This window comes from Stenotrophomonas sp. FW305-C-20-S1, from assembly GCF_058783335.1.
In genome coordinates, this window is record NZ_JBYTEK010000020.1 from 22,416 (window position 1) to 41,336 (window position 18,921).

Consider the following 18,921-nt stretch of genomic DNA (forward strand, 5'->3'; position numbering starts at 1 on the left):
CCCGGCTCAGGGCTTGCCGCGCCTGGCGTCCACGCTGAAGCGGCCAGGCCCGCTGCAGGCCAGCAGCAGGAAGCCGCCGGCGATGGCCAGATTTTTCAGGAACATGATCTGCTGCACCGGGTCGGCGAGCTGGTGGTGGAAGATGAAGGCCGTGACCAGGCTGAAGGCGGCGAGCACCGCTGCCACTGCCCGGGTCTGGAAACCGAGCAGGATGCACAGGGCCGTGCCGATCTCGAACAGGATGGTCGGCCACAGCAGGATGCCGGGGAGACCCATCGCCGCCATGTAGCCCTGTGTTGCCGCCGGGTCGGACAGCTTGCCCAGGCCCGATACCAGGAACAGCAGCATTAGCAACACGCGGGCGGCCAGTTTCGCAAGGGAGTGAAGTGATGTGTCCACGGCAACATCCTCAGGATGGGCAGGGCGGGGGATGATCAACAACCATGCAGGGCGGTATGCCCTTGCCCAACCGACCGGGCGCTGCAGCAGGAGCTCCTGTCCGGCCATCGAATCCCATCACGGGTGAAGTGGATGTTGAGAGCGATGGCGTCGGCAGCCTGGGCGACCTGCGCGGTGCGTCCTTGCCTCAGCGCCGCTCGTACCAGCCGCGTGATGCATTGACGATGCGCACCACCGACAGCATCACCGGCACTTCGATCAGCACGCCCACCACGGTCGCCAACGCCGCGCCGGAATGCACGCCGAACAGGCCCACGGCGGTGGCCACGGCCAGTTCGAAGAAGTTGCTGGCGCCGATCAGCGCCGAGGGACCGGCCACGCAGTGGGCAACCCCCAGGCGCCGGTTGAGCAGGTAGGCCAGCCCTGAGTTGAAATAGACCTGGATCAGGATCGGCACCGCCAGGATGGCGATGACCAGCGGCTGCCGAACGATCTGCTCGCCCTGGAAGCCGAACAGCAGCACCAGCGTCAGCAGCAGGGCCAGCAGCGAGACCGGGCCCAGCGTGCGCAGCGCGGACTGCAGGCCAGCCTGGCCGCGACGGGCCAGCATCCAGCGCCGCAGCAGTGCGGCCACCAGCACCGGCGCGATGATGTACAGCGACACCGACAGCAGCAGCGTGTCCCATGGCACGCTGATCGCCGACAGGCCCAGCAGCAGCGCCACCACCGGTGCATAGGCCACCACCATGATCGCGTCGTTCAACGCCACCTGGCTGAGGGTGAAATTGGCATCGCCGCGGCACAGGTTGCTCCACACGAAGACCATCGCGGTGCAGGGCGCTGCTGCCAGCAGGATCAGCCCGGCGATGTAGCTGTCGATCTGCGCGGCAGGCAGCGCGTCGGCGAACACGTGGCGCAGGAAGAACCAACCCAGCAACGCCATCGAGAAAGGCTTGACTGCCCAGTTGATGAACAGCGTTACGCCGATGCCTTTCCAGTGCTGGCCGAGCTGGCGCATCGCACTGAAATCGACCCGCAGCAGCATCGGGATGATCATCAGCCAGATCAGCACCGCGATGGGCAGGTTGACCTTGGCCACCTCCGCCGACGCCAGCGCAGCGAATGGCTGCGGCAGCGCGTGGCCAAGCAGGGTGCCGGCCACGATGCACAGCGCCACCCACAGGGTCAGGTAACGCTCGAACAATCCCATCGGTGCCGGTGCGCTCACGCCTGGCCGTCCCCGGGCTGCACGAAACCAATGCGATCCAGCGCGTCCTTCAACGGCCCGCGGTCGGACCATGTAGCTGCGGGCAATGCGAGCAGGGCCAGCAACCGTGCCTTGACGATGGCGTGGGCCTGCGCGAACGCAGCCGCCTTGTCCTCCGCGCTGCCATCCACGGCAGCCGGATCAGGCAGGCCCCAGTGCGCGCGCACGAAATCGCCGAACACCACCGGGCATGCCTCGGCGGCCGCGGCATCGCACACCGTGATCACCAGGTCCATCGGCGCGCCGTCGGCGAACTCGTCCCACGATTTGCTGCGCAGGCCCGCCGTTGCAATGCCCTCGGCCTGCAATTGCGCAAGTGCGAACGGATTGACCTCGCCGGTGGGCTGGCTGCCGGCGCTGAAGACCTCGAAGCGATGACCGGCCCACGCCCGCAGCGTGGCTTCGGCAAGGACGCTGCGGGCGGAATTGCCCGTGCACAGGAACAGGACGCGTTGGGTGGTCACGAAGCAGATCTCCGGTCAGCAGGCGCAATCAGGGGAGGTGGGGCTGCAGGCCGGATCGGGCGAGCCTGCGCAGCAGTTGTGGGTGAGGTAGTCGATCAGGCCGGTCATCGCGCTGAAGTTGGCGCGGTAGCAGACATTGCGGCCCTGGCTCTCGCTCTCGACCAGCCCGGCCTGCAGCAGCTCCTTCAGGTGGAAGCTGAGCGTGGCCGGCGGCACCTGCAGGGCGGCGGCGATGTCACCGGCCATGCGTCCGGCCGGGCCGGCTTCGACCAGCAGCCGGAACGCGGCCAGGCGGGTGGCATGGCCGAGGGCAGTGAGGGCGGCGATTGCATTCTTCGTTTCCATATTTCTAGAATAGTCGAATGAATGAATCCATCGCAAGCGCCACCCTTCCGAATCTGGTCGAAGCCTCGCTTCCCCAGCCCGACCCGACCCTGCTGGGCGCCGGCCGCGCACATCCGCCGCGGATCCTGCTGCTGTATGGCTCGCTGCGCCCGCAGTCGTTCAGCCGCAAGCTGGCGCTGGAGGCCGAGCGCCTGCTGCGCCACCTCGGCTGCGAGACCCGGGTGTTCGATCCGCATGGGTTGCCCATGCTCGACAGCGTCGGCGCCGATCACCCTGAAGTGCAGCGCCTGCGCGCGTGGTCGCACTGGTCCGAAGGCCAGGTCTGGATCAGCCCGGAGCGCCACGGCACGGTCACCGGCGTGTTCAAGAACCAGATCGACTGGCTGCCGCTGGAAGACGGCAGCGTGCGCCCGACGCAGGGCAGGGCGCTGGCGGTGATGCAGGTCAGTGGCGGCTCGCAGTCGTTCAACACGGTCAACACGCTGCGCGTGCTGGGGCGGTGGATGCGCATGCTGACCATCCCCAACCAGTCTTCGGTGGCCAAGGCATGGCAGGAGTTCGACGAGAACGGGCGGATGAAACCCTCGGCGTACTACGACCGGGTGGTGGATGTGATGGAGGAACTGGTCAAGTTCACCCTGCTCACGCGGGATCGTGCGGACTACCTGGTGGATCGCTACAGCGAGCGCAAGGGTGATCAGGAGGCGGTCGCATTGGCGCGTGCGGCAGGCGCGGTGGCCGCACGCTGACGTCACGCGGCGGCCGCAGGGACGCGCGCATGCGCGGGCGCATCACCTCAATCCACTACCATGGGCCACCCCATCAGGATGTGCCCCGATGTCCCTCGTCATCCCGACCCTGCCCAGGCCTCCCGCCGCACGCATCGCCGCCTGGCTGATGATGCTGCTGGGCATGTGGCTGGCACTGAAGCTTGGCCTGGTGGTGACCCTGCTGTCGGGCCTGCTGGTGTTCCAGCTGACCCATGTGCTGGCCTCCACCGTGGAAGGCAAGCTGCGTCCCGGCCGGGCGCGGGCTATCGCGGTGATCGTGCTGTCGGCGGTGATCATCAGCGTGCTGGTGCTGGCCGGTATCGGCGTGGCCTCGTTCTTCCGCAACGAGACCGGTGGCCCGGACGTGCTGCTGGCGCGGTTGATGGACATCCTCAACACCTCGCGCCACCAGGTGCCGGCCCTGCTGCAGCCCTACATTCCCGAGGATCTGACGGCGCTGCGCGCCGCCGTGAACGAATGGGCCGCCGAGCACCAGCGCCAGCTGGGCGTGGCCGGCACATCGGTGGTGCAGGTGGGCGTGCGGGTGCTGATCGGCATGGTGCTGGGCGCGATGATCGCGCTGTACGACGAACTGCCGCTGCCGAAGATGGGCCCGCTGGCGCAGGAACTGATCGGCCGCACCAGCCGCCTGGCCACCGCGTTCCGCCAGGTGGTGTTCGCGCAGGTGAAGATCTCGCTGCTCAACACCGTGTTCACCGCCATCTTCCTGCTGGGCGTGCTGCCGCTGTTCGGCGTGCACCTGCCGTTGTCGAAGACGCTGGTGCTGATCACCTTCCTGGCGGGCCTGCTGCCGGTGGTGGGCAACATCATCTCCAACACCATCATCGCCATCGTCGCGCTGTCGGTGTCGTTCTACGTGGCCGTGGCTGCGCTGCTGTACCTGGTGGTGATCCACAAGCTGGAGTACTTCCTCAACGCCCGCATCGTCGGCGGCGAGATCCAGGCGCGCGCCTGGGAGCTGCTGCTGGCCATGCTGGTGATGGAGGCGGCCTTCGGCCTGCCCGGGCTGGTAGCCGCGCCGGTGTTCTACGCCTACGTGAAGCGCGAACTGGTGGACCAGCGCTGGATCTGACCCGCCTTCACCCGGGCAGAGCGCTACACTGATCCGCACGCCAGGGGACACATCGATGGGCCGCAGGGCATCGCCAAACGGACTGCAGACCTGGCTCTGGATCCTCGGTGGCCTGTTCGTGCTGTGCACGCTGCCGCTGATGGCCATCGCGCTGGTGCAGGGCACGCAGCGTTACACCGAAGCCGAGGCCAACCTGGTCAGCCTGCAGCAACTGCGGCAGACCTTCGAACTGGCCAATCTGGTGTCGGCCGAGCGTGGACCGGCCAACAGCCTGCTCGGCGCCGACAGCACCGATGTGCAGGAGCAGCGCCGACTGGCCGCGCAGTTGGCGGTCGCACGGCAGCGGGTGGACGCAGCGACGCAGCACCTGCAGAGCGTGTTCCAGAACGACCCGCGGGTGGTGGACGAAACACCGCGCCTGCACGAAGCGCGGCGCCGGTTGCAGACTGCGCGCGCCGCGGTCGACCGGGTGGCCGCGCTGCCAAGAGGCGAGCGCTCGGCAGAGGAGGTGGAGCACGCGATCAACAACATGTTCGCGGTGTATGACCGGCTGCAGGTGCTGACCTCGGTGCAGATCAGCGATCTGGTCGCGGCTGATCGCGAAGCCGCGATTCCTGCCATGCAGGGGCAGATCCTGATCGACCTGCGCGAGCACGGTGGCCGCTTGGCATCCAACGTGATGGCGCCGCTGGCCGTGCCCGGCGCGTGGCGCGAGTCGCAGGTACGCGCCGCGCAGCAGACCGAGGGCCGCCTGTTGGAGCTGTGGCGATTGGCGGCCAGCCACGAATCGGTGTTCCGCAGCGAGCCGGCGCTGTCCCTGCACTGGGACATGGCGCGCCGGCAGTTCTTCGGCCAGTCGCTGCCGATGGTGGAAAAGCTGATCGACGATGGCCGGCGCGGCGTACCGCCCCCCTGGACGGCGGCCGAGTTCACCGCGCGCTACGTACCCACCCTGCAATCGCTGGAAGCGCTGCGTGATGGCTACCTCGGCGTTTCGATCGCGCGCTTCCAGCACACCCGCAACAAGGAAGCGGTACGCCTGGCCGTGCTGGGCGCCACCGTGCTGGGTACGCTGCTGCTGCTTGCGCTGGCACTGCGCATCGCCCACGTGCAGATCCTGCGGCCGTTGCTGCAGGCGCAGGCGCAGGTGATCCAGATCGCCTCGGAAACGCCGGGTGCAGAGCAGCATGCCACCCACCCGATGGCGGAAATGCAGCGCCTGTTCGATGCCATCGAGGTACTGCGGGCGAAGTCGCACCAGCGCTCGGCATTGACCCGTGAGCTGCGCGAGCTGGCCGATACCGATCAGCTGACCGGCCTGTTGAACCGGCGCTCGCTGGAGGAAAGGGTACGACAGCGGCGTGCCGAGGGAAGCACGCAGGCGGTGGTGATTCTGCTGGACGTGGACCATTTCAAGGCGATCAACGATGGCCAGGGGCACGCGGCCGGCGATGACGTGCTGGTGCAGGTGGCGCAGTTGCTGCGCAGCCATCTGCGCCGCAACGACAGCATCGCCCGTTACGGCGGCGAGGAATTCCTGGTGCTGCTGGCCGATGGTGATCTGGCCAGTGGCCGGCGGTTGGCCGAGTCGCTGCGGGTGGCATTGCGTGCGCACGACATCGTGCTGGGCAGCCGTGACATCCTGCGGGTCACGGCCAGCTTCGGTGTTGCCCAGGGCGCGCTTGATCCGATTGGCTGGCACGCGCTGGTGCGCGCCGCCGACGCCGCCATGTACGAGGCCAAGGCGCTGGGTCGCGACCGGGTGCAGGTGTCCCCTGCTGGACGTGCGGCACGCTGAGGGCAGCCTCGTTCATCGCCAGCGCACGCGCTGCTGCCTAGACTGGCCACTCGCCCGTCCCAGGAGTACGCCATGACCCTGCGTTCCGTTGTGACTGCCACGCTGCTGGCGGGCCTGTTCGCTGGCTGCGCCAGCAGCACACCACGGCCCGATCCGGGCGCCGATGCGCCACGTCATCCGTCGATCGCCGCTGATGCCAGCCCGGTGCCTGCCTTCACCGGCGGCGGCGCCGGCTGGTCCATCGAGATCGCCTCCACCGGCAAGGGCAACCACGATGCCACGCTTACCGTTGCTGGTCGCAGCAGCGCTGGAACGCTGCGCTACCTCGGCCAGCCGGCCGGTGCGCCCAGTTCGTTGACGGTACTCCACGGTGAGCTGGGCAAGCAGCCCACCATCGTCGAGATCAAGCGTGAGCCCTGCCGCAACGCCGAAGGCGTGGATACATCGGCCAGCGTGCAGGTGACTGTCGAGAGCCAACCACAACGCCGCGGCTGCGGCTTCCTGGCCGTGTACTGACTGGCACACGCATGATCCACATCCCAGTGCTGGAGACACCGCGCCTGCGCCTGCGCGCGCAATGCCTGGATGACTTCCCGGTGTATGCCGCGTTCCTGGCCTCGCCCCGTGCGCGCGGCATGGGCGGGCCGTTCGCTGAGGTCGCCGCGTGGGGGCAGTTCTGCCACGACCTGGCCAGCTGGCATCTGTTCGGCCACGGCGCGTTGATGATCGAGCGCCGCGACACGGGCGAGTGCATCGGTCAGGTCGGCATCAACCATGGCCCGCTGTTTCCGGAACAGGAACTGGGCTGGTTGCTGTATGCCGGGCAGGAAGGGCAGGGTTTCGCCAGCGAGGCGGCGGCGGCGCTGCGTGATTGGGCGTTCGTGGTGCGCGGATTGCCGACGCTGGTGAGCTACATGGCAGCGGACAACCACGCCTCGCAGGCAGTGGCGGTCCGCCTCGGCGGCGTGTTGGATGCGCAGGCGGTGCGCAGCGATCCGGATGACCTGGTGTTCCGCTATCCGCGCTGATGCTCGCCCGCTGGAGCAACCAGGCTCCTGTTGTTATGGCCAGATTTGGTTCACCAGCCGAAAGGGTACGTCGCCAAGGCGCGCTCCCGGCCGGGAGTGAACCCATAGCGCTCGTGCAACCGTCGCTCCCACCGTCGAACAGTGGCTGATATGCCGTTCCGGCTTTCGGCTATCCGTGAAGCGCGCAGTTGGCGAGCTAGATCACTATAGAAGCGATCAGTAAATTCTCCGGCTTCTTGGGGGGATACGAACATAAGCTGCAGTGGATCCCTGTCATAGAATGGGATGGGCTCGCGATCCCGTGTGCTCCATGCGATGGCGCGGAGCGGGTGCAGATCGATCACTTCACGCAGCGCTTTGTCGAAGGTCAGGATCGCTGGGAAAAAGAAGTCCGCGCCTGGAGTGTGCGTCAATGTGTAACGCTGTTCCATCTGCCTGAGATGAAATAGATCCCATGACATGTTCCGGATTGACTTGATGTCCAATTCCTTGAGTTTCCTGAAGAACTCCGGCAGCTCACGGCTGTTGAAGAGCCAGTGCGCCAACTGCATCTCTCTTCCCGCCATCGAAGAAAGTTCCTGGTCGCAGAATGCGGCAAACGAAAGCAGCTTCTCTTGTGGATCGAGGCTGGTGTCGAAGTGGGCGTCAACAATCGCCAGGAGGCATGAGTGGAAGTATTGATATTGCATCGCTAGGGATTTGATACCGCCCGCTGGCGTTGTCATTGATTTCATTGATTCCATCAGCTTGGCGGCACGCTGATCGACTTCGGCATCTGGATGAGTCGATCTGATATCGCCATTTTCCAGGGCGGATGAATCGATCGTCTTCAGGACTTCATAAGCCCTGAGTTTCTCCAGGATCTTGGCGTCGATCTTCGGTGAAATGCCGATCTGGTCGACATTTTCCAGCAGATAGGGGAGTGGATCGACGCTGACGTCAGGTCTTGCAATGAGTTCGAACACCTCCTTTAGATCGGGGTTGCTGATCGCAGGGTCGCGTCCGCGGGTGCAGGGATGAAGGTAGCTGACCGCCTGCGTATCCAGTGCAATGGAGTAGTCGAAGTGGAACTGTGCTTGTCCCTCGAGCATTTCCCGCGTGATCCGCTGGTCCAGTACGAGTACCGGCATTCCCGCAAACAAGGTATGCACACCTGCACCATGGGCGAAGGTGCGATCGAATGCATGCGACGGCTGAGTTCCTAGCGCGCCGCGGATGACGAATTTGTAGTCCTGCAGCAGCGACGCGCACTGCTGGAACAATTCGAAGGCCTCCCGCGGCGAGGCGGCGTGACCAACCAGTGCAACTGCATATTCGGAATCCATGTTGATCCTTGAGCTGTTAGAGGATGGTCTGCGTCTTCGTTGTCAGGGTCATGTCGACCTTGGACCGTAGAACTTGATGCCCGGCTGGGACACTGCCGAACTCCGAGGTGTGAAGAATCCAGCAGAGGCCGTCTACTTCCTGCTCACCGCCTAGGGCAGACGCTGGACACCCATCTGTTGAAGGAACTGCCCATGACCACGCTCACCCTTCCCGAACTGGCCAAGAAGATGGCCGGCATCGATTTCACCATGCTGCAGACCCATGCCGGCGGCCAGATCGCTGGCCGCCCGATGAGCAACAACGGCGATGTGGACTACGACGGCGACAGCTGGTTCTTCACCATGGAAAACACCGACATGGTGCGCGAGATCAGCGCCGACCCGAACGTGGCGCTGGGCCTGACCGGCAGCAAGTCGCTGCTGGGCAAGCCACCGCTGTTCGTGCACGTGCAGGGCAGGGCAGCGCTGATCCGCGATCGCGCCACGATGGCCCAGCATTGGGTGAAGGACCTGGAGCGGTGGTTCGAGCAGGGCGTGGATACGCCGGGTCTGGTGCTGATCCACGTACACGCCAGCCGCATCCATTACTGGGATGGCGAGGACGAAGGCGAGATCGTGGTCTGATCGCGGGGGCCGCACAGGGCCCCTGCACAGTGCTGCCGCAGCTCAGGAATGTGCAGGCGTGCCGGACCACGCGGCCAGTTCCGGTGCCAGCGCATGTGCAACGGCGCGGCGCAGCAGTGCCGGGGCCACGTAATGGCGATGGGCGCTGTCGATCATGGCCATGTAGAAGCGGCCAAACGCATTGAGCGTCTGCACGCGCGAGCCCAGGCTGATCTGGACCTGGCCGTCCTCGCAGAACTGCACGCGCACGCTGCTGCGGAAGCGGAGATGGCGGTCGTCTGCGCCGAGCAGCACTTCGGCACACCGGTCTTCCGCATCTACTCGGGCATCCAGCACCGGGAAACGTCCGCCGAACACGCGGCTGCGATCGGTGGACAGCAGCGACGACACCGGGCAGCCCAGCGGCGAAGTGCGCAGACGCAGTGGTGCAACCAGACGATTGCGCAGGGCCATCAAGCGGCCGACGCCCGCCGGCGGGTTGCGCAGGAACCCGTCCAGTACGTCGGCCAGCAGGGCGGAGGCCGATCGATGGCGGGTCTGCCCGCCGTGCAGGGTCAGCGTGGTCGTGTCGTTGTAGTGACCGTGCGGCAGGGCGCTGGCGAGCATTCCCGCTGGAGGCGACGACGCGCTGCTGCAGACCGGGTACGCCGGCGTCGCCCGCTCCACGAATCCGCGCAGTGGCTCCAGGCTGAAGCGACGCAGCGGCCCCAGCAACGTGCGCGTCTGCACGCACAGGCGTGCGCGCAGGCTGGGCGCTGCCGCCTGCAGTGACAGTTGCAGCAACGGCGTGGCGGCGAGTGTGGTTGCGCTGGGCCAGTGCGCTGCTGGCAGCACGTCGGTCAGGCTGGGAATGTCCGCGGCGTTTGCCTGTGCCAGTGCGCGCGCCTGCGCGCTCATTGCCCCGGCCAGTTCATTGCTGTGGCACGAGAGCGCGAACAGGGCAGGGTGGGCAGGACTGTTCGAGGCGAACTGGTGCCAGGTGCCACCACCAAAGCGCACGGTGAACAGGCAATCGGGCGGGATGCGGACACGACGCAGCGACCGCAGGAAGTGCGAGGGATCGTCCGCCAGCTGCTGATCGGATGCGCTGGCAAACCGCAGCTCGGCACCGGCACTGCCGGCGATGGCGGTGAACATGCGCGGCCCGGCATGGCGGTGGAAGGGATGGCCGCCGGCACCCACCACGAAGCTGTACAGCGATGACGGATCGCCGTGCTGCAGGTGCATGCCACCCAGCCGTGCCGAGGGCTCGTCCAGCGCATCAATGAAGGCCGGGTGGTGACGTTGGCGCTGGCTGGCATCGCTTACCAGCGCATCGCCGGCACCAATGCCGAGCTGCGCAATCAGGGTGACTTCCACCGGGCCACCACCGTCGTGTGCCGGAAGCTGGATACTCGGGAACGAACGGCTGGTGCGGGTCGAACCGGGCATCGCAGTGCTCCTCAGCGGGCGGGTGTCTTGCGGCGTGCGCGCGCTTCGCGCTTCAGCGGGCCGCCGACCGGACAGACTTCGGCAGCCCAGGAAAACAGCGTGTTGGCCAGGCGGTCGGGCACCTGCCGGAAGTACACGAACTGGCCGCGCTTCTCGCGTTCGATCAGGCCGGCGTCTTCCAGGATGCGCAGGTGGCTGGAGAGTGCCGGCTTGCTGAAATCGAAGCGCTCGGCCAGCTCGCCGGCGCTGAGCTCCCCGGCGCTGAGGTAGGCCAGGATCTGCCGGCGTGCGGTGGAGGCCAGGGCTTCGAAGATGCGGTCCATGGTTGCAGTTAACTAATTCGTTAACTGATGTTCCCCCTGGTGGCAGGTGATGTCAAGCGCGGGCGTGCCCGTTGCGTACTGCCTCCCGGCTTTGTCATCCTCCCCGCTGTTTTCCGTTCCGTGGAGTTCCGATGCGCCCTGCGCCCTGGCTGATCGCTGGCCTGCTGCTGCCGATCGTGGTGATGGCCCAGCCTGCGCGTGCGCCGAAGGCACCGGCGCAGGATCCCTTCAGCGAACTGTTCGACACTGCCTGCATGCAGCACATCGGCGCGCCGGCGCGGCTGCAGTCGCTGATGGATGCCAATGGCCTGACGCCGCTGCAGCCGGCCGAGGCCGCTACGCTGCTGCAGGGCCAGCCGGGCATGGCATGGATGGTGCCGTTGGCCAGTGGCCGCTACGCGGTCAGCTGGGCCGACGATGGCACCTGCACCGTGTATGCCGAGAAGGCCGACCCGGCGGTGGTGCAGAAGGGCTTCGCGCGGTTGATGCAGGCCGCACCGAAGCCGCTGCAGATCCGCTCGCTGCCCTCGCGCGGTCCACTGTCCGGCGACCAGGTGGCGATCCAGTACGGTTGGGCAACGCCGGGCGAAAGCAAGCTGCGCGTGCGCTTCCGGCTGGTCACCCGGCAGGCCGCCGAGGCCGGGGTGCAGGCGATGGCCTCGGCCACGCCGGGCGAAGCGATGCGCGAACAGGCCGCGCCGCCTGCACCGGCACCCGCCCGGTAGCGCTGCCGGAGTACACGCGATTCAGCCAACAGCCCGGGGATGTGATATATCGTTTATCGATAAATCCACCTCGGGGCGGCAGGGCCGCTCCACATCGGAGGCTGCTTGACCGCTCGTCCCGCCCGCGCCCTTCCTGCGCGCGGCTTGTTCACCCTGGCCCAGACCGCCGTGCAGGCGGTGCGCGCGATGTGCTGGCTGGGCATCCTGGCCGCGCTGCTGGCGGTGCCGCTGGTGGCCTACGACCGCAACTGGCTGCTGGACAGTGTGCACGACGCGCAGGCCGCGGCCGTGCACGGTTCGCATCTGTTCCTGCATTTCTGCGTGGGCCTTGCTGCCATCGTCGCACTACTGGTGCTGTGCCTGGTGTTCCTGCGCCACCTGGCGCGGCTGCTGCGTTCTGCGGCCAACGAACGCCCCTTCACCCATGCCAATGCCGTACGCCTGCAACGCATGGCCTGGCTGATGCTGGCGATGGAGGTGCTGTCCATCGTGATCGGTCTGTATGCCAGCTGGATGGGGCCGGACTTCGCGTGGATGGAAGTTGGCGGTGGCATGTCGATCACCGGCCTGGTGGCCGTGCTGATGCTGTTCGTGCTGGCGCGGGTGTTCACCGTTGGCGCAGCGATGCGCGACGATCTGGACGGTGTGATTTGATGGGCATGATCTGATGGCGATCGTCATCACCCTCGACCGCATGCTGCAGCAGCGCGGCATGACCTTGTCCGAGCTGGCCGGGCGCATCGACATCACCCTGGCCAACCTGTCGATCCTGAAGACCGGCAAGGCACGCGCGATCCGCTTTTCCACCCTCGATGCGATCTGCCGCGAACTGCAATGCAGCCCTGGCGACCTGCTCGGGCATGACCCTGCGCAGGCGCAGGATGCGGATTGAGCCTGGCTGCGCCGCACGCCTGCACCGCACCACTTTTCCCCTACTGACGAAACGGACCTGAAATGGAATGGTTGGCTGACCCCTCGATATGGATGGGCCTTGCAACCCTGGTCGTGCTGGAGATCGTTCTCGGCATCGACAACCTGGTGTTCATCGCGATCCTGGCCGACAAGCTGCCGCCGCACCAGCGCGACCGCGCGCGGGTGATCGGCCTGGCATTGGCGCTGCTGATGCGGCTGGTGCTGCTGGCTGCGTTGGCCTGGATCATGAAACTGACCGAACCACTGGTCACGCTGCTGGAGCACAGCTTCTCCGGCCGCGATCTGATCCTGCTCGGCGGCGGCCTGTTCCTGCTGTTCAAGGGCACGATGGAGCTGCACGAGCGGCTTGAAGGCCGCGAGCATCACGAGGACGGCAAGAAGGTCTATGCCAGCTTTGCGATGGTGGTGGCGCAGATCGTGGTGCTCGATGCGGTGTTCTCGCTGGATTCGGTGATCACCGCGGTCGGCATGGTCGACAACCTCGGCGTGATGTATGCGGCGGTGACCATCGCGATGGCGCTGATGCTGCTGGCCAGCAAGCCGCTGACCCGCTTCGTCAACAAGCACCCGACCGTGGTGGTGCTGTGCCTGGGCTTCCTGCTGATGATCGGTTTCAGCCTGGTGGCCGAGGGCCTGGGCTACAGGATTCCGAAGGGGTACCTGTACGCGGCCATCGCGTTCTCGATTCTGGTGGAAGCGTTCAACCAGTGGATACGTTTCAACCGCGAGCGCAACGAGCAGCGCCAGCCGTTCCGCCAGCGTACTGCCGATGCCGTGCTGCGGCTGCTGGGTGCGCGCCAGGCCAATGGCCACGATGAAGATGAAGCCGATGAGCGCGGCAGCACCGAAGAACGCCTGCAGCCCGCCGAGCACGAGATGATCCGCAGTGTGCTGGGCCTGGCCGACCGTCCGGTATCGAGCGTGATGACGGTGCGTGCCGACGTGCAGTGGATCGACATGGCGCGTGGTCACGACGATGTGGTCGCACGCCTGGTGGCGTCGCCGCATACACGGATGCTGGTGGGCGAGGGCGACCTGGACAGCCTGCGTGGCGTGGTGCAGAGCCGTGACCTGCTGGCCGACCTGCTGCAGGGCAAGCCACTACAACTGGAAGGCAACCTGCGCGAGCCGCAGTACGTGCTGTCCAGCGCCAGTGCGTTGCAGGCGCTGGAGCTGATCCGCCAGCACCCGGTGCCGTTGGCAGTGGCGGTGGACGAGTACGGCAGCGTGGAAGGCCTGGTAACGGCCAACGACCTGCTAGCGGCGATCGCCGGTGATCTGGCCGATACCCAGGACGAGCGCTATGGCGTGGTTGCACAGGGCGAGGACTGCTGGGACGCCGACGGCGCGCTGACCCTGGACGACCTGCAGCGGCTGGCCGGCGTGTCGCTGCCGCGCAGCGCGGACTACATGACCATTTCCGGGCTGGTGCTGGAACAACTGGGGCGCCTGCCCGACGTCGGCGACACGCTGGAGGTGGCCGGTATCCGCATCACCGTGCTGGCGATGGAGAAGCGGCGCATCACGCGGTTGCGGGTGGAACGCCTGCCGGAAGCGTGACGATGTCGGGGCTGGGCCCATGCCCGGCTCTATCCATTGCCATCTTCTGCCGTCACCATGGCGGGCCTGTTCGCCGTTCTGGATTGTCGTAGTGCTGAGTACGATTGGTTTTCTGATGGGCCTGTATGTGGCCTGGCGCCTGTTCTGGCCGCTGCGCCTGCCTGTCTGGTCGAAGGTGGTGCTGTCCGTGCTGCTGGTGGGCATTGCCGTGCAGCTGCGCATCGTCGCCAGCTTCTGGGGCACGATGGCCTCCCCGGAAATTCCGAAGATGGCCATTGCCACGCTGGCCACCGGTTCCACCGCCGTGCTGCTGCTGGCCCTGGCGTTGCTGGTGCTGGACGCCGGCCTGTTGGCCGCGCGCCTGCTGCGCGCACCGCGCGTCCTTTCCGTACTGCGCAGCAAGGCGCTGCGCCCGTCTGCCGCGGTGCTGGCGCTGCTGCTCAGTGCCTTCGGTGTCAGCCAGGGCATGGCCGTACCCAAGCCACGGCAGATCGAGGTGGCCATCAGCGGACTGCCGCAGGCCTTCGATGGCTACCGTGTGCTGCAGCTCACCGACATCCACGCCAGCCGCCTGCTGACCGGCGACTGGGTGCGCCAGGTCGTGGCTGCAAGCAACGCACTGCAACCGGATCTGGTGGTGATCACCGGCGACCTGATCGACGGCAGCGTGCAGGCGCGCCGCAACGATTACACGCCACTGGCGGACCTGCGTGCGCCGGACGGGGTGATCGCCATTACCGGCAATCACGAGTACTACGCGCAGTACAGCGAATGGATGCAGGCCTTCCGTACACTGCACATGCAGGTGCTGGAAAACAGCCACACCCAGGTGCGCCGTGGCGGGGCAGCACTGACCATCGCCGGCGTCACCGACCCGGTCGCCGCACGCTATGGCCTGCCGCTGCCCGACCTGGAGGCCGCCCTGACCGGTGCCGACCCCAGCGCACCGGTGATCCTGCTCGACCATCGGCCACGCAATGCACGCGAGGCCGCTGCACGCGGGGTGAAGCTGCAGCTGTCCGGGCACACCCATGGCGGACAGATCATCGGCATGGACCAGCTGGTGAAGCGCGCCAACGGCGGCTTCGTCTCCGGTCGCTACGCGGTGGATGGCATGACGCTGTACGTGAGCAACGGTGCCGGCCTGTGGGCCGGGTTCCCGGCGCGCATCGGCGTACCGTCGGAAATTGCGATGATCACCCTGCGCCGGGCGCCGTGATGCGGTGGGGTGTGGGATGGGGGATCGTGCAACGGCTCAGAGGATGAAGCCTCCATCGATGGTCAGGCTGCTGCCTGTCATGTAGCCCGCTTCCGGCCCCGCTACCCAACTGGCCAATGACGCGATCTCGGCAGGCTGGGCAATGCGGCCCAGGGGTCCCCGCGCAGCAAGCTTTTCATCCAGCCCGGCGGTGATGTCGGTCGCAGTCGGGCCGGGTTGCAGGTTGTTGATGGTGATGCCGCTGGGGGCCAGCTCCAGCGCCAGCTCGCGCACCAGAGCGGCCACCGCCGCCTTGCTCATCGCATACAGGCTGCTGCCGGGCGAACCACTGCGCACGGCAGTGTTGCTGCCGATGGTGATGATGCGGCCACCGCCGGACAGATGCGGCAGGGCCGCCTGGATGGCCAGCACCACGCCACGTATGTTCACCGCCAGCAGCTGGTCCAGCGTAGGCAGATCCACGCTGTCGATCGGTGTATGCCGGTACAGGCCGGCATTGACCACCAGCACATCCAACCCACCGAAGGCCTGCGCAGCGGCGGCCACGGCCCGGCGCAACGCATCGGCATCGCTGCTGTCAGCCTGGAAGGCGAGCGCGCGGCCACCGTGCGCGCGGATGGCATCAAGCGATGCCTGCGCCCCATCGGGGCGCGAGACGTGGGTGATGGCGACGTCATGGCCATCAACGGCCAAGCGTTGCGCAATGGCCGCACCGATGCCGCGTGAGCCGCCGATGACCAGTGCACGGCGGCGAGAGGAAGAGACTGTCATGTTCAAACTCCGGTTGGGGATGATCAGGCCGCTGGCAGGGAAGGACGGGCGTGGGCGCTGCGGCGCAGCGACTGAGCACGTTTGGCGATCCAGCGGACCACGAAGGCGGTGAACAGCAGTGCCGAAGGCACCGCATACCAGAAGTTCGTGGGTACACGTTTGAAGTACGAATAGGTGAACACCGCCGCGATGACCCACATGCCGGTGACGTGCAGTCGCCGCCAAGCGGTTGGACCCATGCGCCTGGCGATGCTCCGGTGCGAGGTGATGGCCAGCGCCAGGATGGCCACGTAACCCATCGTTCCGGGAAGATTGGCAAGGGCGGAGCGCGCTGGCCAGAACGCCGGATTGAGGATGCCGAACGCGGTGATGGCGAAGGCATGCAGCAGGTGCGAGAACGCAAACGACAGGCCGATGATGCGGCGTTCGCGCATCAGGAAGCGGGTGGTCGGCCCGGGCAGCAGGGTGGCAAATGACGATGCCGTAAACGCGGCCAGGAACAGCAGGAACGACGTGCGGGCAGTGGCCCGGATCGCTGCGCGGCTGCCCTCGGCCAGATCCGGTTGCAGAGCGAAGGCTGCCAGCGCAAAGGCGATCAGGACTGCGGCGATGGCCATGAACAGGCGCCAGCCATGCAGCAAGGAAGTGTTGGAAACAGCCATGGTCAGACCTCGAATCAGATAGGGGTAGTGCCGGCCGCTGGCCGGCAATCTCAGAACCCGGTCAGCGCGACCAGCACGCCGGCCGCGCACAGTTCGCCCAGCAAGGGCGCGGTCACCACGCGCAGTGCATCGGTGGCCACGCCATGCGCCTCAGCCAGCGCCTGCCGGGCGTCGTCCACGCGCGCACCCTCGTTGCCAAATGACGACAACAGCGCATATGCAAGCGGTGCCAGTTCCTCGACCTGCAGGCGGTCGTCCGCCAGGCGACGCAGCAGCAGAAGTGTCGGCTCGCTGGCGGGCGCATCGTCCAGTCCGGCGTCCTCATGCACCGGCCACTGGTAGCCCAGTACCCGCACCAGCGGCGACAGCGCCAGCACGTCGCTGCCCGCAGGCATGGAGTGCAACGAATGCCCGGCATCACGCGCTTCGATGTGCAGTGCCTGCTGCGTGCTCTCGTAGTGCGCCAGTTCCGCCGCCCAGCCGGGCAGCGCGAACGTGTCCTGCGCCGCCAGCCAGGCAGCGAACTCGCTGGCGATCTGCGGGAACAGCGGGGTGTGGCAGTCGTGGTACGCGTAGTAGTGCTCGACCAGGCCACGCCAGCGCGCTTCGCCCAGTTGTTGATGCAGGCGCGGCAGGCTGCCGGCCAGCAGGTTGTCCAGGCTGTCGATGCACAGGCGGCGGTAGATCGCCAGCCGCCATGCCGCGATGCCATCGGGTGCTGGCATCGAGGGATCGCGCACATGGTCGGCCCAGCGCCGCTGCAACGTGGCCAGGGACTCAGCCATGGGCCACCTCCGGCAACTCGGCGTCGGCCTGGGCCCTGCGGATCTGTTGCACTTCAGCCAGCAGTTCGGCCAGCGGCGGGAAATTGAAGTCGCGCTCCAGCAGAGTGGGGCGCACGCCTACGTGCGCATAGGCCTGGCGTAGCAGGGCCCAGACCACACCCTTCACCGGCGCGCCGTGGGTGTCGATCTTGAAGCCGTCGTCCTCGTCGAAGTGGCCAGCCACATGCAGGGAGGCCACGCGGTGGGCCGGCACGCGGCGCAGGAAATCGAAGGCGTCGTAGCCATTGTTGCAGGCGTTGACGAAGACATTGTTGACGTCCAGCAGCAGGTCGCAGTCGGCTTCGGCAAGCACGGCAGTGATGAACTCGATCTCGCTCATGTCGGCAGCGGGCACTGCGTAGTAGGAGATGTTCTCCACCGCGATACGACGCCCCAGGCTGTCCTGCACCTGGGCGATGCGACCGGCAACGTGGCGTACGGCCTCGGCGGTGAACGGCAGCGGCAGCAGGTCATAGAGATGGCCCCCGGCGGCGCAGTAACTCAGGTGTTCGCTGTACAGCTGTACCTGGTGCAGGTCGAGAAAAGCGCGGGTCTGTTGCAGCAGCGTGCGGTCCAGTGGGTCCGGGCCACCCAGCGACAGCGAAAGACCGTGGCAGGTCAGGCGGTGGCGCTCGCTCAGCTGGCGCAGCGCGGCACCGTGTGCACCGCCGACGCCGATCCAGTTGTCCGGCGAGCATTCGAGGAAGTCGATGGCATCGGCCGGCATCGCCAGAAGCTCATCGATCAGGCCTCGGCGCAGGCCGAGGCCCGCACTGGCGGTAGGCAAAGGCAGGGACATGGTGGGTACTCCGGGATGAGGTGCCGCCACAAGGGCGGCACCGGGTGCGGGCAATCAGTCGGCAACGCGCGAGAACAGGCCCTTCGGCATCGGCTTGCCATTGGCGGTGTAGACGCTGCGCAGGTAGTCGTGCGCTTCCTGCTCGCTGATGTAACCGTCGTGGTCGGTGTCGATGCGGTCGAATTCGGCGGCACGTTTGGCGGCCACGGCATTGAACTCGGCACGCGACACCTTTCCGTCGTGGTCACGGTCGGTCCGGGCAAACGAGGCGTCGCCGCACTTGCCTTCGCCGCACTGGCCCTCGGCTACCTTGGCCTTGCCGGCGGGCTTGCTGGTGGTGGCCTTGTTGGCGCCGCACTTGCCTTCACCGCACTTGCCTTCGGCGGCGGCGCTCATGGCCACGGCACTGATCGCCAGCGGCTGGATCGCGGCAGCCTGGCCGGCCAGCAGCAGGCCGCCGGCCAGGGCGATGCCGATGGCGCCGATGCGCGGCAGACGGGAAGCAGAGGTGTTATTGGTCGAGACGGACATGGTGATGACTCCTTGGGATGTGCACGCAGG

General features: G+C 66.7%; 23 protein-coding genes. 11 read left to right on the forward strand and 12 right to left on the reverse strand.

Annotated features, from left to right (window positions below; all coding sequences use genetic code 11):
* Positions 1–6: 6 nt before the first annotated feature.
* The 4 genes from AC3WTC_RS12360 to AC3WTC_RS12375 all read right to left on the reverse strand — a co-directional run bounded on the left by AC3WTC_RS12360 (position 7) and on the right by AC3WTC_RS12375 (position 2,475).
* Positions 7–507 carry a DoxX family protein gene (locus tag AC3WTC_RS12360; protein ID WP_189914507.1) on the reverse strand — a complete coding sequence of 167 codons (501 nt, stop codon included), beginning with the start codon at positions 505–507 and terminating at the stop codon, positions 7–9.
* Between the two features lie 79 nt (positions 508–586).
* Entirely contained in the window at positions 587–1,609 is a 1,023-nt protein-coding gene (gene arsB / locus AC3WTC_RS12365) for an ACR3 family arsenite efflux transporter (RefSeq protein ID WP_032951566.1), read from the reverse strand.
* A gap of 14 nt (positions 1,610–1,623) precedes the next feature.
* On the reverse strand, positions 1,624–2,130 hold the full coding sequence (locus AC3WTC_RS12370; RefSeq protein WP_025873932.1) for an arsenate reductase ArsC: 507 nt from the start codon (positions 2,128–2,130) through the stop codon (positions 1,624–1,626).
* Between the two features lie 15 nt (positions 2,131–2,145).
* Positions 2,146–2,475 carry an ArsR/SmtB family transcription factor gene (locus AC3WTC_RS12375; RefSeq protein ID WP_080149449.1) on the reverse strand — a complete coding sequence of 110 codons (330 nt, stop codon included), beginning with the start codon at positions 2,473–2,475 and terminating at the stop codon, positions 2,146–2,148.
* A gap of 17 nt (positions 2,476–2,492) precedes the next feature.
* Between AC3WTC_RS12375 and arsH the strand changes: the two genes are divergently transcribed.
* From arsH to AC3WTC_RS12400, 5 genes are all read left to right on the forward strand, one after another.
* Positions 2,493–3,224: an arsenical resistance protein ArsH gene (arsH, locus tag AC3WTC_RS12380; protein ID WP_032975894.1), complete on the forward strand. Its 732-nt coding sequence runs from the start codon at positions 2,493–2,495 to the stop codon at positions 3,222–3,224.
* A 148-nt stretch (positions 3,225–3,372) separates the two neighbouring features.
* Positions 3,373–4,338 carry an AI-2E family transporter gene (locus tag AC3WTC_RS12385; RefSeq protein ID WP_229655702.1) on the forward strand — a complete coding sequence of 322 codons (966 nt, stop codon included), beginning with the start codon at positions 3,373–3,375 and terminating at the stop codon, positions 4,336–4,338.
* 55 nt (positions 4,339–4,393) lie between these two features.
* Positions 4,394–6,136, forward strand: coding sequence for a GGDEF domain-containing protein (locus AC3WTC_RS12390; RefSeq protein WP_492711527.1), 1,743 nt, complete (start codon positions 4,394–4,396; stop codon positions 6,134–6,136).
* 72 nt (positions 6,137–6,208) lie between these two features.
* Complete coding sequence (locus AC3WTC_RS12395; protein WP_154879621.1) at positions 6,209–6,652, forward strand: hypothetical protein; 444 nt, start codon at positions 6,209–6,211, stop codon at positions 6,650–6,652.
* A gap of 11 nt (positions 6,653–6,663) precedes the next feature.
* A complete protein-coding gene (locus AC3WTC_RS12400; protein WP_032975904.1) occupies positions 6,664–7,164 on the forward strand; it encodes a GNAT family N-acetyltransferase in 501 nt (166 codons plus the stop codon).
* Positions 7,165–7,214: 50 nt separating this feature from the next.
* Here AC3WTC_RS12400 and AC3WTC_RS12405 read toward each other — a convergent pair whose 3' ends face one another.
* On the reverse strand, positions 7,215–8,489 hold the full coding sequence (locus AC3WTC_RS12405) for a hypothetical protein (RefSeq protein ID WP_431601551.1): 1,275 nt from the start codon (positions 8,487–8,489) through the stop codon (positions 7,215–7,217).
* 192 nt (positions 8,490–8,681) lie between these two features.
* On the opposite strand from AC3WTC_RS12405, the gene AC3WTC_RS12410 reads away from it, so the two are divergent.
* Positions 8,682–9,113, forward strand: a complete 432-nt coding sequence (locus AC3WTC_RS12410) for a pyridoxamine 5'-phosphate oxidase family protein (protein ID WP_025873924.1) — start codon at positions 8,682–8,684, stop codon at positions 9,111–9,113.
* A gap of 42 nt (positions 9,114–9,155) precedes the next feature.
* Here the strand turns inward: AC3WTC_RS12410 and AC3WTC_RS12415 are convergent, their stop codons facing one another.
* The gene (locus AC3WTC_RS12415) at positions 9,156–10,544 is read right to left on the reverse strand and encodes a DUF2867 domain-containing protein (protein WP_431601552.1); all 1,389 of its coding nucleotides are present in this window, start codon (positions 10,542–10,544) and stop codon (positions 9,156–9,158) included.
* 11 nt (positions 10,545–10,555) lie between these two features.
* Entirely contained in the window at positions 10,556–10,867 is a 312-nt protein-coding gene (locus tag AC3WTC_RS12420) for a metalloregulator ArsR/SmtB family transcription factor (RefSeq protein ID WP_025873922.1), read from the reverse strand.
* Between the two features lie 131 nt (positions 10,868–10,998).
* Here AC3WTC_RS12420 and AC3WTC_RS12425 point away from each other — a divergent pair, with 131 nt between their 5' ends.
* The 5 genes from AC3WTC_RS12425 (at position 10,999) to AC3WTC_RS12445 (ending at position 15,304) form a co-directional block, all read left to right on the forward strand.
* On the forward strand, positions 10,999–11,592 hold the full coding sequence (locus AC3WTC_RS12425) for an NMCC_0638 family (lipo)protein (protein ID WP_032975907.1): 594 nt from the start codon (positions 10,999–11,001) through the stop codon (positions 11,590–11,592).
* Between the two features lie 186 nt (positions 11,593–11,778).
* Complete coding sequence (locus tag AC3WTC_RS12430) at positions 11,779–12,246, forward strand: DUF2975 domain-containing protein (RefSeq protein WP_093817873.1); 468 nt, start codon at positions 11,779–11,781, stop codon at positions 12,244–12,246.
* Between the two features lie 13 nt (positions 12,247–12,259).
* Positions 12,260–12,484 (forward strand): helix-turn-helix domain-containing protein, encoded by a 225-nt coding sequence (locus AC3WTC_RS12435; RefSeq protein ID WP_025873919.1) that lies wholly within the window; start codon positions 12,260–12,262, stop codon positions 12,482–12,484.
* Between the two features lie 62 nt (positions 12,485–12,546).
* The gene (locus AC3WTC_RS12440; protein WP_132825680.1) at positions 12,547–14,085 is read left to right on the forward strand and encodes a TerC family protein; all 1,539 of its coding nucleotides are present in this window, start codon (positions 12,547–12,549) and stop codon (positions 14,083–14,085) included.
* An 82-nt stretch (positions 14,086–14,167) separates the two neighbouring features.
* Positions 14,168–15,304 (forward strand): metallophosphoesterase, encoded by a 1,137-nt coding sequence (locus AC3WTC_RS12445; RefSeq protein ID WP_492711552.1) that lies wholly within the window; start codon positions 14,168–14,170, stop codon positions 15,302–15,304.
* Between the two features lie 36 nt (positions 15,305–15,340).
* Here the strand turns inward: AC3WTC_RS12445 and AC3WTC_RS12450 are convergent, their stop codons facing one another.
* From AC3WTC_RS12450 to AC3WTC_RS12470, 5 genes are read right to left on the reverse strand one after another with little or no spacing between them, the layout of a single operon-like run.
* A complete protein-coding gene (locus AC3WTC_RS12450) occupies positions 15,341–16,075 on the reverse strand; it encodes an SDR family NAD(P)-dependent oxidoreductase (protein ID WP_492711530.1) in 735 nt (244 codons plus the stop codon).
* Between the two features lie 23 nt (positions 16,076–16,098).
* A complete protein-coding gene (locus tag AC3WTC_RS12455) occupies positions 16,099–16,737 on the reverse strand; it encodes a ferric reductase-like transmembrane domain-containing protein (RefSeq protein ID WP_080149444.1) in 639 nt (212 codons plus the stop codon).
* A gap of 50 nt (positions 16,738–16,787) precedes the next feature.
* Positions 16,788–17,522, reverse strand: a complete 735-nt coding sequence (locus AC3WTC_RS12460) for an HvfC family RiPP maturation protein (protein ID WP_218788899.1) — start codon at positions 17,520–17,522, stop codon at positions 16,788–16,790.
* On the reverse strand, positions 17,515–18,360 hold the full coding sequence (locus AC3WTC_RS12465) for an HvfB family MNIO-type RiPP peptide maturase (protein WP_033830593.1): 846 nt from the start codon (positions 18,358–18,360) through the stop codon (positions 17,515–17,517). Before AC3WTC_RS12465 ends, AC3WTC_RS12460 begins: the two co-directional genes overlap by 8 nt.
* Before the next feature lie 54 nt (positions 18,361–18,414).
* Entirely contained in the window at positions 18,415–18,891 is a 477-nt protein-coding gene (locus AC3WTC_RS12470) for an HvfA family oxazolone/thioamide-modified RiPP metallophore (RefSeq protein ID WP_025873912.1), read from the reverse strand.
* Positions 18,892–18,921 lie beyond the last annotated feature (30 nt).